This window comes from Brevibacillus parabrevis (assembly GCF_022701015.1).
Classification (GTDB): Bacteria; Bacillota; Bacilli; order Brevibacillales; family Brevibacillaceae; genus Brevibacillus; species Brevibacillus parabrevis.
This window is the reverse complement of record NZ_CP064090.1, coordinates 2,465,691-2,482,183: the sequence shown is the minus strand read 5'-3', so window position 1 is coordinate 2,482,183 and position 16,493 is coordinate 2,465,691. Positions and strand designations below refer to the sequence as shown.

General features: G+C 52.3%; 16 protein-coding genes. 4 read left to right on the top strand and 12 right to left on the bottom strand.

What is annotated here, in order from left to right; translation table 11 throughout:
* Positions 1–223: 223 nt before the first annotated feature.
* The 7 genes from IRJ17_RS11780 to IRJ17_RS11750 all read right to left on the bottom strand — a co-directional run bounded on the left by IRJ17_RS11780 (position 224) and on the right by IRJ17_RS11750 (position 7,291).
* Positions 224–859 carry a YcnI family copper-binding membrane protein gene (locus IRJ17_RS11780; protein ID WP_122963829.1) on the bottom strand — a complete coding sequence of 212 codons (636 nt, stop codon included), beginning with the start codon at positions 857–859 and terminating at the stop codon, positions 224–226.
* Positions 856–2,331, bottom strand: coding sequence for a copper resistance CopC/CopD family protein (locus tag IRJ17_RS11775; RefSeq protein WP_242774805.1), 1,476 nt, complete (start codon positions 2,329–2,331; stop codon positions 856–858). The genes IRJ17_RS11780 and IRJ17_RS11775 overlap by 4 nt, the downstream gene beginning before the upstream one ends.
* A gap of 92 nt (positions 2,332–2,423) precedes the next feature.
* Positions 2,424–3,479, bottom strand: a complete 1,056-nt coding sequence (locus IRJ17_RS11770) for a polyamine ABC transporter substrate-binding protein (protein ID WP_122963828.1) — start codon at positions 3,477–3,479, stop codon at positions 2,424–2,426.
* Positions 3,480–3,524: 45 nt separating this feature from the next.
* A complete protein-coding gene (locus IRJ17_RS11765; protein WP_122963827.1) occupies positions 3,525–4,322 on the bottom strand; it encodes an ABC transporter permease in 798 nt (265 codons plus the stop codon).
* On the bottom strand, positions 4,319–5,122 hold the full coding sequence (locus tag IRJ17_RS11760) for an ABC transporter permease (RefSeq protein WP_063228172.1): 804 nt from the start codon (positions 5,120–5,122) through the stop codon (positions 4,319–4,321). Before IRJ17_RS11760 ends, IRJ17_RS11765 begins: the two co-directional genes overlap by 4 nt.
* A gap of 44 nt (positions 5,123–5,166) precedes the next feature.
* On the bottom strand, positions 5,167–6,153 hold the full coding sequence (locus IRJ17_RS11755; protein ID WP_122963826.1) for an ABC transporter ATP-binding protein: 987 nt from the start codon (positions 6,151–6,153) through the stop codon (positions 5,167–5,169).
* A gap of 190 nt (positions 6,154–6,343) precedes the next feature.
* On the bottom strand, positions 6,344–7,291 hold the full coding sequence (locus IRJ17_RS11750) for a DMT family transporter (protein WP_173596793.1): 948 nt from the start codon (positions 7,289–7,291) through the stop codon (positions 6,344–6,346).
* Between the two features lie 133 nt (positions 7,292–7,424).
* Here IRJ17_RS11750 and IRJ17_RS11745 point away from each other — a divergent pair, with 133 nt between their 5' ends.
* The 3 genes from IRJ17_RS11745 to IRJ17_RS11735 all read left to right on the top strand — a co-directional run bounded on the left by IRJ17_RS11745 (position 7,425) and on the right by IRJ17_RS11735 (position 9,931).
* Positions 7,425–8,774 carry an aminotransferase-like domain-containing protein gene (locus IRJ17_RS11745; RefSeq protein WP_122963824.1) on the top strand — a complete coding sequence of 450 codons (1,350 nt, stop codon included), beginning with the start codon at positions 7,425–7,427 and terminating at the stop codon, positions 8,772–8,774.
* 153 nt (positions 8,775–8,927) lie between these two features.
* The gene (locus IRJ17_RS11740; RefSeq protein ID WP_122963823.1) at positions 8,928–9,524 is read left to right on the top strand and encodes a YqaA family protein; all 597 of its coding nucleotides are present in this window, start codon (positions 8,928–8,930) and stop codon (positions 9,522–9,524) included.
* Positions 9,525–9,571: 47 nt separating this feature from the next.
* Positions 9,572–9,931, top strand: a complete 360-nt coding sequence (locus tag IRJ17_RS11735; protein WP_122963822.1) for an SH3 domain-containing protein — start codon at positions 9,572–9,574, stop codon at positions 9,929–9,931.
* A gap of 93 nt (positions 9,932–10,024) precedes the next feature.
* Here the strand turns inward: IRJ17_RS11735 and IRJ17_RS11730 are convergent, their stop codons facing one another.
* Complete coding sequence (locus IRJ17_RS11730; RefSeq protein ID WP_242774803.1) at positions 10,025–12,169, bottom strand: ATP-dependent Clp protease ATP-binding subunit; 2,145 nt, start codon at positions 12,167–12,169, stop codon at positions 10,025–10,027.
* A gap of 253 nt (positions 12,170–12,422) precedes the next feature.
* Between IRJ17_RS11730 and IRJ17_RS11725 the strand changes: the two genes are divergently transcribed.
* Positions 12,423–12,974, top strand: a complete 552-nt coding sequence (locus IRJ17_RS11725) for a PadR family transcriptional regulator (RefSeq protein ID WP_122963820.1) — start codon at positions 12,423–12,425, stop codon at positions 12,972–12,974.
* A gap of 100 nt (positions 12,975–13,074) precedes the next feature.
* Here the strand turns inward: IRJ17_RS11725 and rbsK are convergent, their stop codons facing one another.
* The 4 genes from rbsK to IRJ17_RS11705 are packed head-to-tail and all read right to left on the bottom strand — an operon-like array spanning position 13,075 to position 16,416.
* Complete coding sequence (rbsK, locus tag IRJ17_RS11720; RefSeq protein WP_122963819.1) at positions 13,075–13,977, bottom strand: ribokinase; 903 nt, start codon at positions 13,975–13,977, stop codon at positions 13,075–13,077.
* 26 nt (positions 13,978–14,003) lie between these two features.
* Complete coding sequence (locus tag IRJ17_RS11715) at positions 14,004–14,801, bottom strand: energy-coupling factor ABC transporter ATP-binding protein (RefSeq protein WP_242774801.1); 798 nt, start codon at positions 14,799–14,801, stop codon at positions 14,004–14,006.
* The gene (locus IRJ17_RS11710; protein WP_173599909.1) at positions 14,798–15,664 is read right to left on the bottom strand and encodes an energy-coupling factor ABC transporter ATP-binding protein; all 867 of its coding nucleotides are present in this window, start codon (positions 15,662–15,664) and stop codon (positions 14,798–14,800) included. Before IRJ17_RS11710 ends, IRJ17_RS11715 begins: the two co-directional genes overlap by 4 nt.
* Entirely contained in the window at positions 15,661–16,416 is a 756-nt protein-coding gene (locus tag IRJ17_RS11705) for an energy-coupling factor transporter transmembrane component T (protein ID WP_122963816.1), read from the bottom strand. Before IRJ17_RS11705 ends, IRJ17_RS11710 begins: the two co-directional genes overlap by 4 nt.
* Between the last annotated feature and the right edge of the window lie 77 nt (positions 16,417–16,493).

The window sequence follows — 16,493 nt, the reverse complement described above, 5'->3', positions numbered from 1 at the left end:
CGCGAAGAAAAACCGCACGTGCCGCACTGCCGATTGTATTGTTTTCCTACCTGTTTACTTGCTTGCTCCAATTTGATGACTGACATCATTTAACACCTCCGAAAGTAATTAGTCATAATTATAAGGAGATTCCGCCCAAAAAGGTAGGGGAAAATAAGAAACCGCGCAGCATGTTGCTCGCTGCACGGTTTTTCCCGCCGTGTTTCTTCTCCGCTACTCTCTCTTATGCTTTCTTTCTGAACAGCCCCACGATGGAGAGCAAGAGCGCCAGTCCGGAAAGCACCAGAGGCAACGTGTTGCTTGTGCCTGCGCTTGCTGCTGCTTGACCGGTCGCAGGAGCCGGAGTTGTCGCTTCTGCTGCACCATGGCCATGATCGTGTCCAGCCTCGCCAACACCTGCTTTGACAGTCGTCACGGACGCTGGAGTCTTGGCATCCTTGTCGCCTGTCCACTCCACTACCTCGCCGTCCGCATACGTTTGGTACGCTTTCCACGCCAGCGTGCCTTCTTCTTTCGGATTCGCCCCGACAAAAGCGAACTCCATGAACTCGTGCGCTTTGATCCCGCCGTTTGTCGCTGTCCAGACAAGTGCCGTGTTCACGCCGTCCTTGTCTTTTTCAAATTCATAGCTCCAGCCAGGAACAGGCTGAACGGTGTTTACTTTTACGCCAGCCGGAAATTCCAGCTTTACCTTCACTGTGTTGACGTCTTTTTCTACAGGAACGCGAACGGTGTATTTTTCATACGATCCGGTAGTCGTTTCTTTCGGATAGACGTTGACGTGCGCCTGTGCTGCTGTCGCGAGCGTCAGGACAGCTCCTGCCACCAATACACTGCTCATCCATTTTTTCATGTTCATCGTGAAAACCCTCCTAGTTTGTCGCTGCTTGCATAAGCGGCTTGTGTGTTTGTCGCGTCTGTTTTGTTTGTCGCGTCGGTCGGGTAGTTGGTTTGACTCATCCACAGCCCTGCCAACACAGCGACGATGCCAAAAACGATTTCCCAGCGCAGCCACTTCCTCTGCAACTGGTTGCTTCCCCGCCAGCGCTTTGTCTGTCCGTAGGCGAGCGCCAGCATGATGACGACGCTGACGATTTTTCCGTACAGCAGGTAGTTCCAGGCAAGCGAGCTTGCGAGAATGCTCGTCACGTCCGTTTGTACGAGCAGCATGAATACTCCCGTCACAACAGCAAGCACAGCCGCTGTCGCAACCAGGCGCAAAAAGAACCGCTTGAACGGCTCATTGCCCCGCTCCGCCTCTTTGGACACCAAGAGCAGGTAGACGAGCGCCCCCAGCCAGAGTGCCACTGTGAGCACATGCAGCAGCCGCAGCACGATCGACAGCCAGACGGGAGCAATTCCCCAAGCATGACCGCCAAAAGCTTGCGCGCTGATCAACAACACCCATATGCCCGCATACCAGCCAGACACCATGCCCGGTATCGCCAAAAGCAGCAAGAGAATGAAGGAGACGATCAGCATGACGGCAAAGGGAGACTGCATCAGCAAGTTGCTGTCCAGATGCAGCAAGGCGTCGGTCAAAGAAACAGCCTTCAGCGATTCGTCGTACAAGAACCAGAGAAAAATAAGTCCCACGATCGCAAGCGCCCAGCCGATCTGTCTGCCGATTCCGATCAGTGCCGCGAGCTTCGGCAAGCCGTAGCGCTGTCCCCACGCTGCGATCAAATACAGTCCGCCGCCCAGCAAAATGATCCCTTGGGCGAGGTAGCGATACACAATCAAGTAATTCGTGTCAGTCTTGTTTTCACCCGGCGGCACGACTACCGCGCTCTTTTGCCCGATGGAAAAAGTCAGGCGCTCCTCTACCGGATGGCCGTCCTCGGACACGACCGAGACGATGACGGAATACGTGCCTTCCGCCAAATCGGCCGGAAGCTGCGCATTGACCTGCGAAGCGTCTCCCGGCTGAAGAGTCGGGCGTTGCATTTGTATTTCTTTCCCGTCCCAATCAAACAAACGTATGGTGACAAGGTCAGGCTCCAGTGTTTCGGTAAACCTCATGGAGATTTGCCCCGGATTCGTCTGTAGCAGCTCGCCGTCTTGCGGACTGCTGCCCATCATGCCGGCATGGGCGTAAGCCAAATTCGTTCCAATCGCAAGCACCAAAAAAAAGGCCAGCGAAAGCACGGTCCATAGTCGCTTTATGCTGTGCATCAGCATATCACCTACTTCCTTCGCCTTTTCGTCCTTAATCCTATCAAACTCGTCTACTTTTCTGTATGGCTCCATCGGGCTATCTGCTGTGACGATTTTTTGAAGCAAAAACTGGCGTTCCCGCCCTTCTTTCCCTGGTGCAGGTAGTTTTTCCATAATCGTCCTGACCCCATCCGTGCCCAAAACAAAAACCGAGACAGGATGCTTCATTCATCCCATCTCGGTTCTTCTGCTTGTGGCAATTCGGTTTATCGGCCGCTCTTCATCTCAGTCCAGTAGCGGTCGTATTCTTGCAACGTATCTCCGACATCAACCAGCCACTCGGCGCGGGCGATGTCCGCTTTGTCCAGGAAGATCATTTTGTTCGCGCGATATTCTTCGCTGTGCAGTGGATATGCCTGTTCGTTCGGGTTGCTGTAGCCGATCGACTCGTAGTTTTTCACGCTGACTTCCGGCTCCATCAAGTAGTTGATGAATTTCTCCGCCAAATCTTTGTGCTTGGCTCCTTTTGGAATCGCCAGCGTGTCTGCCCAGATCGTCGCGCCCTCTTTTGGAATGACGTACTCCACATCCGGGTTTTGTCCGTTAATAATCGCAGCGTCGCCAGACCAGACCGTACCGATCCACGCTTCTTCCGCGATCATTTTTTGCTTGATGTTGTCCGTATCAAAAGCCATGACGCTCGGCAGCACTTTTTTCAGATCAGCAAACGACTTTGCCAGCTCGTCCTTGTTTGTTGTGCTGTTGGAGAAGCCGTTTTTGATCAGAGCCATCCCCATCACTTCGCGCGGGTCGTTCAGCATGATGACGCGACCTTTGTACGCTTCGTTCCACAGATCGTTCCAGCTTGTCGGCGTTTCTTTGACATACTTTTTGTTGTAGGCAATCCCGGTGATTCCCCACGTGTACACGAGCGAGTATTTGTTTTCCTTGTCAAAAGGAGGCGTCTTGAACGTAGACACGATGTTTTTCATGTTCGGAATGTTTTCTTTGTTCAACTCTTCGAGAAGGCCGAGCTGAATCATCGTTGCCACCATGTAATCGGACGGCTGAATCAAATCGTAGCCCGATGCGCCAGCCTGGATTTTTGCCAGCATTTCCTCGTTGCTGCCATACACGTCGTAGTTGACTTTGACATTGTACTTTTGCTCGAAATCTTTGATGACATCCAGGTCAAAATTGTCTGCCCAGCTGTAGATGTTCAATACTTGCTGCTCGGGTTCGGACGACGAGGAGCAGCCGACAGCTGTCACTGCGAGTACGGCGGTCAAAGCGCCGATCATCATGGATTTGAAACGTTTCATTTTTTCTTCTCAACCTCCAAATCGGTATGGGATACGTCTGGTCAACTAAAAGTGAATCTGACCGTTTTTGGAATCTTTGCGGCGGAAAAGCTCGGCAATAATCACCAGCAGCACCGTGCTTGCGATCAACAGCGTCGAAAGCGCATTGACTTCCGGGGATACGCCGCGTTTTACCAGGCCGTAAATGTACAATGGCAGCGTGGTCGAATTAGGACCAGCCACGAAGAACGAAATAATGAAATCATCGAGCGACAAAGTAAACGACATCAAAAAGCCAGCGACGATTCCGGGCATGATCAATGGCAGCGTCACATGACGCAATGTTCCCCACGGGGTAGCGCCCAAATCTTGCGCCGCCTCCTCCAGCTCTTTGCCCATATCGGCCAGGCGGGCGGAGACGATCACCATCACATACGGCATGGAAAAGGTCACGTGCGCCATGATGAGTGTCCACTTGCCCAACTCCATGTGCACCTGACTGAACAAGACGAGAAGGGCAAGTCCCATCATGATCTCGGGAATCACAATCGGCAAGTAGATCAGCCCGTTGACGACATTGCGCCAGCGCAAGGAGTAATGCTTGATGGCGAGCGACGCAGCCGTGCCCAAAACCGTTGCCAGCACGCTGCTGATCACCCCGATGGACAGGCTGTTCATGAGCGCCTGCATGACTTGTCTGTTGTCGAACAAGGAGACGTACCACTTCCATGTAAACCCGTTCCACGTCGCGTTGATCCGCGAGTCATTGAACGAATATAGAACGAGAATCGCAATCGGCAAGTACAAGAAGACCAGCATCAGCCAAGAGTAGCCGGAAAGCGTATGTCTGCGCCACGTTTTCATGCTGCCCCCTCCTTTGCCTCGCCCGCTTTGACAGCGCGGAAGTACAGAAGAATCAGGAGCATGGACAACAGCATCAACACGATCGACAATGCCGAGCCAAACGGCCAGTCACGCGCCGAAAGGAACTGGTTCTGAATCACGTTTCCGATCAGGGCCGATTTCGCCCCGCCCATCACGTCCGGCACGACGAACATCCCGATCGAGGAGACAAAGACGAGAATCGATCCGGTGACGACGCCTGTTTTGGTCATCGGCAGCGTAACGTGCCAGAAAGCTCTCCACGGAGTCGCTCCCAGATCGTACGCCGCTTCCAGCTTGCGGCGATCCATCTGCTCCAGGGACACGTAAATCGGCAGCACCATGAACGGCAGCAGCGTGTACACCATCCCCAAAAGCACCGAACCGGAATTGTACAAAAGCGGCAATGGCTCCGTAATAATCCCTAATGATTGCAAAATCGTATTGACGACCCCTTGGGAGCGCAGGATGATCACCCAGGCGTAGGAACGGACCAGAAAGTTGATCCAGAACGGAATCATCACAAGCAACAGCCAAATTTGCTGGGACGACTTTTCCAGGCGGGAAATGTAATACGCAAGCGGATAGCCGCACACGATCGACAACACCGTTGTCAAAATGGCAACTACCAGCGTGTCCGCAAAAATTTGCCCGTACAGCGGGTCCCAAATGCGCACGTAATTGTTCAGCGTAAATTCATAGACAACTTGCCCGTATGTGCCTCTTTTAAGGAAGGACATCAGCGCAATCATAAGCATGGGCAGGACGAAAAGCACACCCATCCACAAAAGGGCGGGTGCTGCGAGCAGTTTTACCGGCTTTTTGTTCAACAAGTCAGGATCACCTCGTCCGTCTGCGCCCAACCAATGGCTACCCGATCTCCCACCTTCCAGTCCAGACCGTCTCCTGCGTACTGATGGGCCATGACTGTCATGTCTTGACCGTCGAGGCGGATGAACACTTTGCGCAGGTTGCCGAGGAATACCGCGTCAGCAATCGTTCCCAGCTTTTTGTGCTTGTCCTTGTCTGCTTCTGGCTGGTACAGCTTGATCTTTTCCGGGCGGACAGCTGTATTCGTCCCATTGTCGCGGAAAATGTTGTTTTCCCCGATGAAAGTAGCGACGAACAGCGTCTGCGGATGGTTGTAAATCTCGGCAGGAGAAGCGATCTGTTCGATCCGTCCTTTGTTCATGACGGCGATCCGGTCCGACATGGCCATTGCTTCTTCCTGGTCATGGGTTACGTAAATAAACGTGATCCCGAGGTTCTTTTGCAGATTTTTCAGTTCCAGCTGCAAGCTTTTGCGCAGTTGGTAGTCCAGGGCGCCAAGCGGCTCGTCCAGCAAAAGGACGCGCGGATTGTTGATGATCGCCCGGGCAATCGCCACACGCTGCTGCTGGCCGCCGGACAGTTGCTTTGGCGTACGTTTTCTCAGCTCGGTCAGCTGCACGTACTGCAAAACTTCCTCCAGGCGCTGTTTTTGCTCTGCTGCACTTACTTTTTTCATTTTCAAACCGAACAAAATGTTTTGTTCGACAGTCATATGCGGAAACAGGGCGTACTGCTGGAACACCATGTTCATATCCCGCTGATAAGGCGGCACATGGGTGAGCGGCTTCTCGTCGAGGAAAATATCCCCGGAAGTCGGCTCCTCAAACCCTGCAATCATCCGCAAAAGCGTCGTCTTGCCGCAGCCGCTGGGGCCGAGCAACGTCAAAAACTCCCCTTCTTCAATGGAGAGAGAAAAAGAGGGGACGACGACAGTACCGTGAAAGCTTTTTTCAATTGAATCCAGATGAATAATCGTTTTCATTCCGTCATCTCACCATATGTCATTATACTCATAGCAACAATCTAGGTAACTATATCGTGTATGTCGACTTTTGTAAACAGTTTCACCCGCATTGGTCCTGATTTTTTTGCGGCTGGTCCCTCCTGTCAGCGGACAAAAACAAACGGAGCAGCCCAACAGTCTCTGCTCCATTTTTCCTGTGCGTTTGTTCTTACAAAGATTGCGATTTGAGCTTCCCGTTGGTGTCTACCGCGGTTCCTTTTTTCTTTCCCAGGAAATTCGTCCCGATGACACCGAGAATGATCATGAGCGCTCCGAGCAGGTGGTAGTAGGCGATCTGCTCCCTGAGAAGCACCACACCTCCGGCAATCGTCACGAGCGTTGACAAGTTGTTGAAAACACTCATCTTCGACGCTTCCATTTTCGACAAGGCAAAATTCGTCATGAAAGATGTCACCAAAGAAGACAGCACACCCAAATAGAGCACCGAGATAATAAACGACGAATGCGTGAGCGGCAGGAAAAACTCCGACAGCGTGCCGTTTGCGCCATGCTGGATCAAGGCCAGCGCGTTGAAGGCCAAAAAGCCGATTACGGAAACCATATACGTGACGTCTATATAATGGAAGGCTTTCGTCATCTTCTTCGCCAACACGCTATACCCCGCGAGCGACAAGGCCGAGAGCAAGATCAAAATGGTGCCGAGGCTGCTGCCCATCCCTACCCCTGCGCCCTTCATCGCGAAAATGAACACGACACCTGCTACAGACAGCAGCGTACAAAACTTTTGCAGCCACGTAGATGTCTCGCCGAGAAAAAAAGCGGCCATGACCATCGTGAAAATCGGAACGGTGGCGACAATGATCCCGGCTTCCGACGCGGTCGTGTACACCAGTCCAAACGTTTGCAGCCCGAAAAACAGCGCCGGATAGAGCAAAGCCAATGGCAAAATGACCAAAATGTCGCGCGGCTTGATCGACAGCCGGACCCATCCGAACAAAACGGGAATCGTCGCGGCGACAAAAGCGATCGTAAAGCGGTGCGCCATCGCGTCCATCGGAGTGGCTGACGTCAGCGCCATTTTTACGAAAATAAACGACAAGCCGACGATCATGGCATTCAAAAGTGCGGCCCCTATAGCTTTATGTTGATCCTTCAAGCTGATCTCTCCCCAATCGTTGCCTATGCAGCAATTATTTCCTGCTTTCATAGTAATGGGGCGGCAATCATGCTACAATGCAAAAAAAGACGATCTGTACCGATACAAAGTCCATGCGCCAGGAAGGGATTTCATGCATAAATATTTGCAATTGCAGAACGAGTTGGAGACGCTGATCGAGGGCAACACCTACCAGGATGGCGACAAGCTGCCGTCCATCCGCGAGTTGGCAACCCAATATCAATGCAGCAACAGCACGGTGATCCAGGCGCTGAACGAGTTGGAGAAACGTCATCTGATCTACTCGGTAGACCGCAGCGGCTTTTACGTCGTCAAAAAGCAGCGAGACAGCGAGCCAAACAACTGTAACAGCATCGACTTCGCCACCTCTGCCCCTGATCCTGACGTGTTTCCGTACCTTGACTTTCAACACTGTATCAACAAAGCGATTGAGACATACCGCAACGACCTGTTCCTGTACGGCACCGCCAAAGGGCTGCCTACGCTCATCCCCGTGATCGCCAAGCATTTGGCCAACCATCAGGTTTTTGCCAAGCCAGCGAACATCTTCATCACATCCGGCGTTCAGCAGGCGCTGTCGCTTTTGTGTACGATTCCGTTCCCCAACGGGCGGGAAACCGTCCTGATCGAGCAGCCGAGCTACCATCTGTTTATCGATTACTTGCAGATGCACAACATTCCGGTGACTGGGATCATGCGAACGGCGCAAGGAATTGATCTGGACGAGCTGGAGCGCATTTTCCGGACAGAAAAGATCAAATTTTTTTACACGATGCCGCGCTTTCACAGCCCGCTCGGAACGTCGTATACCCGCAAGGAAAAACAGCGCATTGCCGAACTGGCCCACCGCTACAACGTTTACATCGTGGAAGACGACCATATGGCAGATTTGGAGCATGACAGCAAGGCAGACCCGCTGTTCTCCTACGATCGTTTCGAGCGGACGATTTACATGAAAAGCTATTCCAAAATCATTTTTCCCGGGCTGCGCCTCGGTGTCGCCGTCATTCCCGATGCGCTGTGCGAGTCGTTTTTGCAGTTCAAACGGCTGCGGGACATCGATAGCTCCATGCTGTCCCAAGCCGCGCTGGAAATTTATTTAAAAAGCGGCATGTTTGAACGGCACAGGCAAAAAATCCGCCAATCGTATCAGCTCCGATCGAAGCTTCTGACAGAAGCGCTGCTCGCCCATGCAGCCCGCGCTGACGCTCTGTTTGCGTTTCGCCCTCTGCCTTATCCGGGGATTCACACGCATCTTGTGCTGGACCCGCGAGTTGACGCATCCCGTCTGATCCAGCTGGCTAAAAAACGCTCGATCTTGTTGGAAGCGGCAGACAGGCATTATTTGCCCCTGTTTCCCCGGGAAAATATTTTGAAGCTGAATGTATCCAACGCCAAGGCCGAATCGGTGGAAAAAGGAATTGACGAGTTGATGGCAGTATTGCATGCGATGCGGTTATAATGAAAGAAAAAAGTTTTTGCAAAAGCAGCAACCGTAACCATATTTCGGGAATATCCGTCTTAATTTGTATACAACATCGTTACGCCACACGACTCTACCCATTTTTATCCGTCGCAGCAGGCGGATCGCATGAGATGGACAAAGGAGAATGAAATGGTTCAGAACGTTTTAGATTTTTTGATGGAATACGGCATTTGGGGAGTCGTCATCCATTCTTTTGCAGACGCCGTCATCTTCCCCATTCCTGTATTCTTTCTGCAAGTTTCATTAAGCCTGATTGATCCATCCGCTGCTTTATGGATTGCAACCGCAGGATATATCGCGTGTCTGGTTGGTACACCCGTCGGCTACTTTCTCGGCAAACTGCTCGGCCACTCTGTCCTGTACAAACTGCTCAAAAAAGAGTGGATTGACTCGGCAACCGAGATGTTTCAAAAAAGAGGCGAAGTCGCCATTTTTGTCGGCTCCTTCACCCCGATTCCGTTCAAAGTATTCACGATCTTGTCCGGCTGTCTGAATTATCCGCTCTGGAAGCTGATCGGTTATGCCGCAATCGGCAGAGCCGTGAAATTTTACCTCGTCGGTTTCCTGTTTTACTTTTACGGGCGGATGGCGGAAAATATGGTCGGTCACGCCTCCCTGTACGTGTTCTTGCTGATGATCCCGATTTTGCTGATCGGACTTTTGGTGCGAAAAATGCGGGCCAAAAAACAACTGATGCAAACTGCCAACAAGCAAGCAGGGGAATGATCAGCTTGTAGCCTGGCTTGAATCATTATTCAGAAAGGAGCTGCAATATGAGCCAAACATATAAAGTCATGATTCAGCACCGAATAAACTACCCTACCCCCATTGAATTGACTCAAGGTCAAACCGTCATACTCGGTCGAGTCGACGATGATCCCGACGGTTGGAGGAACTGGAGGTACTGCTATACGCTTGACCATAGCATGGAAGGCTGGGTGCCTGAACAGATTATTCAAGCAAAGGACAAGGAAGGCATCATTACGGAAAATTACTCCGCAAAAGAGCTAGATGTAAATGAAGGAGATACGGTTGAGTTGCTCCAAGAGCTGAATGGCTGGGGATGGTGTATGTCCACCAACCGGGAATACGGATGGGTTCCGATGCGAAATCTTCAGCTTGCAAGCCAATAGCAATCTCTTTTTGTGCAAACGCTCGCTTCTATCTCTATATAGGAAAGAAAGAGTCCCTGTCTAGCCGACAGGGACTCTTTTTGGGACAAACCCTTATGCTTTTTTCACGCGAATCGCTTCTTCCTCAACTTCCACCACGATCTTGCGCACATCCGCTTCCTCCATCAACAGATCGGCGATGCCATCTTCGACCTGCTGGGCGATCACGCGACGCAGCGGGCGTGCCCCGAAAGCGGGATTGTAGCCCAGCTCAGCCAACATTTCTTTGGCAGCGTCTGTCACTTCAAGCTCGACTCCTTGCTCGCCGAGATTCAGCACGACTTCCTGGAGCAGCAGCTCCACGATTTGCACCAAGTCTTGTTTTTCCAGATGAGCGAAAGAAATAATCGAGTCGAAGCGGTTCAAAAATTCCGGTTTGAAGTACGCTCCCAGCGAATCAAGCACAGTGCCAGGCTGCTGTTCCTCGGCGCCGAAGCCTAACGCTTTTTTGCGCTCAGCCACTCCGGCATTGCTCGTTGCGATAATGACCGTTTCCTTGAAGCTCACGGTGCGGCCCTGGCTGTCTGTCAGGCGGCCATCCTCCAAAATTTGCAGGAACATGTGCATGACGTCCGGGTGCGCTTTTTCGATCTCATCCAGCAAAATGATGCTGTACGGATTGCGGCGCACTCGCTCGGTCAACTGTCCCGCTTCCTCGTGGCCTACATAGCCTGGAGGCGAACCGATCAGCTTGGAGACGGAATGCTTCTCCATGTATTCGCTCATGTCGAGGCGAATCATCGAATCTCTCGTGCCGAACAGCTCCTCGGCGAGCGCTTTGGACAGCTCTGTCTTCCCTACGCCAGTCGGTCCGACGAACAGGAAGGAGGCAATTGGCCGATTTTTCGGCTTCAACCCGGCGCGGCTGCGGCGAATCGCCTTGGCGACCTGTGCGACAGCTTCCGATTGCCCGATGACTTTGGCTTCCAGATGCGCAGCCAAATTTCTCATCCGCTCCTGCTCGTCGCTTTGCAGCTTGCGGACAGGGATGCCTGTTTTTTGCTCGATCATCTCCTGAATATCCGATACTTCCACTTTCGTGCGATTAGCGGCCCCATCAAGCTGATCCAGCTTGCCGAGAATTTCCGCTTCCTCATCGCGCAGGCGGGCAGCTTGCTCGTAATTTTCTTGCTCGGTCGCTGCTTTTTTCTCCTGGTTAATTTGCGCCAGACGCTCATGCAGCTGGCTCGTATCTGCCGCAGAAGAGCGGAGATTCAGCCGCGATCCGGCTTCATCCATCAGGTCGATCGCCTTGTCAGGCAGGAAGCGATCCTGGATGTAACGATGCGAGTATTCGACGCAGGCGCGGAGCACGTCATCGGAGTAAGCGACCTGGTGGAAAGCTTCGTATTTCGGACGCAGTCCTTGCAAAATCTCGATAGCGGCCTCCACTGTCGGCTCTTTGACCATCACAGGCTGCAAGCGGCGCTCCAGCGCGGCATCCTTTTCAATGACGCGGTACTCTTTTAAGGTAGTCGCCCCAACCAGTTGCAGTTCGCCGCGCGCCAGAGCAGGCTTGAGAATGTTTCCGGCGTCCATCGAGCCTTCCGCAGAGCCTGCTCCCACCAGCAAATGAATTTCATCCACGAACAGGATGACGTTTTTGCGCGATTGCAGCTCGGCAATCACTTGCTTCATCTTTTCCTCGAATTGTCCGCGAATCCCCGTGCCTGCGACCAGGGAAGCCACGTCCAGCACGTACACTTGCTTGTTTTTCAGCTTGGCAGGCACTTGACCTTCCGTAATGCGCAAGGCCAGACCTTCGGCAATTGCTGTCTTCCCTACCCCCGGCTCCCCGATGAGCACCGGGTTGTTTTTGTTGCGGCGGTTCAAAATCTCGATCACACGCTCGATTTCCTGGTCGCGTCCGATGACCGGATCAATCAGCCCTGCGCGGGCCGCATCGTTCAGATTGCGCCCCAGTTCGTCCAGAAGGCCGCCTCTGTCCGCAGTTGTCGCCTGTCCCTTCATGTTCGGCTGTTGACCGCCTTTTGCATGGGCCTGCGCTTGTGCGAAGCCTTGCAGGAAGTCGTCCAGACCGGAGAAGGAAGAGAACGGGCTGAAGCCCATTCCTACTCCCATTTTGCTGCCGAGCTTGGCATTGCACTCCCGGCACAGGTTGTAGGCTTGCTGTTTGTCTTGCACGCGTATATGGACGGACACAGTTGCTTGTCGTTGTTTGCAGATTTCACATTGCATGTTTCATACCCCCAAAATCATGCTTTTGGATTTTTTCTTATTTGTGTGTTCGACAGGTCAACGGTTGTTTGACCATTTCTGACCTTCGATGACTTTATTATAGTTTGACCTTCTTTGACTTTCAAGAGGGTAACTTTGGATTTTCTGCTTTCGCTTGGGAGAAGCTATACAGGACGCAGGTTCTCTCTTGCTTCGCCAGAAAACCCTTCCTATAATGAGGTTGATATTCGCTAAAGTCAGGGGGCTTTTCACTTTGAACACACTCGCGTATGGACTCCTCGGGCTGGTTGCCCGCACACCAAGCTCCGGCTATGATTTGATGCTCCAGCTGCAACCATTTTGGCAGGCCAAGCACAGCCAAATTTACCCGCTGCTGGCGAAGCTGGAACAGGAGGGCTATCTGGAGTTCACTCGCATCCACCAGACGGATCGTCCTGATAAAAAAGTGTATTCCATTACAGAAAAAGGACAGATTGCACTAAAAGTCTGGCTTAGCGAGCCGGCAGCAGAGCCTGTTTTGCGTGACGAGCTGGTGCTGAAAACGTACTGCCTCGGATTGGCGGACGAAAAAGCGGCCTCTACGATGTTTGTCGAGCGCATCCAGCAATGTCGCGAGCATTTGGACATGTACGAGCACTACTTAAAGGAGTACGAGAGTGATTCTGCCGAACATTCGTATCCGCCCGACCATCCGAACCATCCGGAATTTGGGGATTATTTGCTGCTTTCATGGGGATCACGGCGCATGAAAGAGGATATCGCCTGGTGCGAGTGGGTGTTGGAGCTGTTGCAGAAGCGTTCCTAAAAACAAAAAGCAAACGCGTCTTTGGAACATTGCGCTCCAAAACACGTTTGCTTTTTCTTTCGTTTTCGTCCATGACATGATAGAAAGATACAGACGCTCGCTAAAAGGAGTGCGCCTCTACTTCTGCCAGCGTGGGCAGCGATGGCTGCGCCCCGCGTCTAGTCACGACGATCGCAGCCACTTTGCTGGCAAATCCGGCTGCTTCCACATCCGACATCCCTTTTGCCATGCCCACGGCAAAAGCTGCGGTAAACGAATCGCCTGCCGCAGTCGTATCCACTGGCTCGACCCGACAAGCAGGCACATGCACGGTTTTCTCCTCCGTGACCAAAAGCGCGCCTTTTTCGCCCAGGGTGACAATGATCCGTCTCGGACCGCTTGCCAAAAGCTTTCTCGCCGCTTCCCCGGCTTCTTCCGGCGTCGTGACGGGCAGACCGCTCAAAATGGCCAGCTCTGTTTCATTCGGCGTCAAGGTGTGCACATGCTGTAACAGTTCCTGCGAGAGTGCCCTTGCCGGAGCCGGATTCAAAATGACCAGCTTGCCGAGCGCAGCTGCCTTTTTCACGACGTATTCCACGACGTGGAGCGGGATTTCCAGCTGCAACAGCACGACGTCGCTCTGCTCGATAATCGACAGGTTCTCATCGATGTGCTCTATGCTCACTTGTGCATTGGCTCCGGGAACCAGCACAATGTTGTTTTCCCCGTCATCGCTGACATTGATGAAGGCCATGCCAGTCGTACCCTCGCGCTTGATTCCTTCGACATGAACCTGCGCCTCTGTCATGCCCGCAAGCATGATGGTGCCATTTTCATCCTCGCCCACCATTCCGATCATGGATACGTGCGCGCCCAGACGTGCGGCAGCAACTGCCTGATTCGCCCCTTTTCCGCCTGGAATCAGCATAAAGTCATGGCTTGCAATCGTTTCTCCTGCCTTGGGCAGATGGTGGACGTGGGAGACGAGATCCATATTGATGCTTCCTACTACTGCGATTTTCACAACGTGCTACCTCCCCCAGCCGCTTTTTACAGCATGGTCTCTACAAATTCTTCGATCGTCAAAATTTGCTTTGGCAAGCCGAGCGTATGGCTCAATCTGCTAATGTGCGGCTGCTTCAGCATGCTTTCTTCCAAAATCGCGTGATTCCAGAAAATGTCCCGCTTGTTCGTATCCGCTACTACATTTTTGTGGGCCATGACGATGACACGCTCAAAATTTTGCACGACAAACTCCATGTCATGCGTGATCGTAATGACGGTTTTGCCTTCGCTTTTCAAGGCGGCGATCAGGGAAGAGATGCGTTGCATCCCTTGCATGTCTTGGCCTGCGGTCGGCTCATCGAGAATGATCACATCGCAATCCATCGCCACTACTGCCGCCATGGTCACGAACTTGCGCATGGAATACGGCAAATTGTACGGGTTTTCCTGCAAGTACGGCTCAATCCCAGCCAGCTTCGCCGCTTTCATGACATTTTCCTTCGTTTGCTCTACAGACAAGCCGAGGTTTTTTGGCCCGAACTCGACTTCGCTGTAGACATCGCTATGGAAGATCTGGTCATCCGGATTTTGGAACACGTAGCCTACCTTGCGCGAAATTTGCGCGGTCGTATGCTCTTTTGTATTCCAATCATCAATAATAACATCGCCTTTGGTCGGCTTCAACAAGCCATTCATCAGCTTTACCGCCGTCGTTTTGCCCGCGCCATTTTGGCCGACGATGGCGACCGTCTCGCCTTTGCCAATCTCCATGGAGACGTTTTCTACCGCTGTATGTCCGTTCGGATAAGCGAAAGTGATATTTTTCAAGGAAATGAAGCTCATATGCGGACTCCCCTTTCTGCCATCCACCAGTTCATTTCTTCGACGGCCTGCTCTTCGGTAATCGGGATTTTGCGCAGCGGCACTCCGCGTTTTTTCAGCTCCAGTCCCAGCATGGCGTACTGCGGAAGCATGACATCGTAGGAGAGCGCCTTTTCATCGGAGAGGACGTCTTGCGTTGTGCCCTCCATGACGATTTCGCCATCGTGCAGCAAAATGACGCGATCCGCAAATTCGGCAATCAGTTCGATTTTGTGCTCGACCAGAATGATCGTCTTGCCTTTTTCCTTCATGATCTGGATGATCTCGAAAACTTCTTCCGTACCTTGCGGGTCTAGCTGCGAGGTCGGTTCGTCGATGACCAAAATGTCCGGCTCCATCACGATGATCGAGGCCAAAGCGACGCGCTGGCGCTGACCGCCGGACAGTTCAAACGGATTTTTGTCACGCAGATGCTCGATCTTGACCAGCTTCAAAATCGCTTCTACTCGCGTTCGAATCTCGTCAGGATGCACCCCGAGGTTTTCCAGTCCGTAGGCGACTTCCTCGAACACGGTTTCTTTGACGCCACTGATTTGAATGAACGGATTTTGGAAGACAAAGCCGACAGACAACGACAACTCGCCCAATGTGCTCTCGACGATGTTTTTCCCGTTGACGAGCACCTCGCCGCGCAAGTCCCCCCGATAAAAATGCGGAATGAACCCGCGCAGGACGTTGCAAAACGTGGTTTTCCCTCCGCCGTTGGGGCCAACCACAGCGTACAGCAGTCCTTTTTCGATCTCGATGTTGATGTTTTTCAGGACGTCGATCTTGCCCGTCGGGTATTTGTAGCTCATGTTGGATATTTTGATTACGCTGTTCATAACAAAATCCTCCCCGCAATCAGAATCAGCAAGGCAACGAGCATTCCGATCCGCACGACCGTGTCATGCTTGGTTTTATATATTTCGTACAGGTGTGTTTTCTTGACTGGCGCAGAAAAAGCGCGCGATTCCAATGTAATCGCTCTTTCCTCCGTGCTTGCCAGCGAAGAGAGGATCAGCGGACTGATTGTCGGGAGAAACGCTTTTGCCCGCACCATCATCGTCCCTTCCGTTTCCACACCTCTCGTTTTTTGCGCATCCATAATGACACTCGTCTGCTTTTTCATTTCCGGAATGATTTGCAGTGTCGCCAGTACGACATAAGCCCCTTTTGGAGGCAGACCCAGCTTTTCAAGCGAATACACGAAGTCTTTGACAGAAGTAATGCGGAAAAACAGGATGAACGCCGAACCGATCGCCAAAATCCGCGAAGTCATATTCAAGCCGTACAAAATGCCTTCCTGGGTGATTTTCAGAATGCCTGCTTGCCACAAAATTTGCGCGCCCGGATAGAAAAAGGCTTGCATCAGGAAGATAAACACGAGCAGAATCAACAGCCCGTTGCGAACGAGTGTGATAAATTCCTTGCCCTGCCCCGCCGCGATGGCGATGATCAGGCACACTGGCAGCATCGCATAAGCGTACCAGTAGGTTGGAACGATGAAGACGGAGAGCGCGATGAACAAAGTAAACAACAGCTTCGTTGTGGGATACAAGTTAAGGATGTAGTTGGTCTTGGCAGCTTGCGACATAATCCTTACCTCCTCTTCCATGGGGTAAAATGAATCGCTGCCTGGCCCCCTCGAACAGATGCCCAAAGAACCAGACA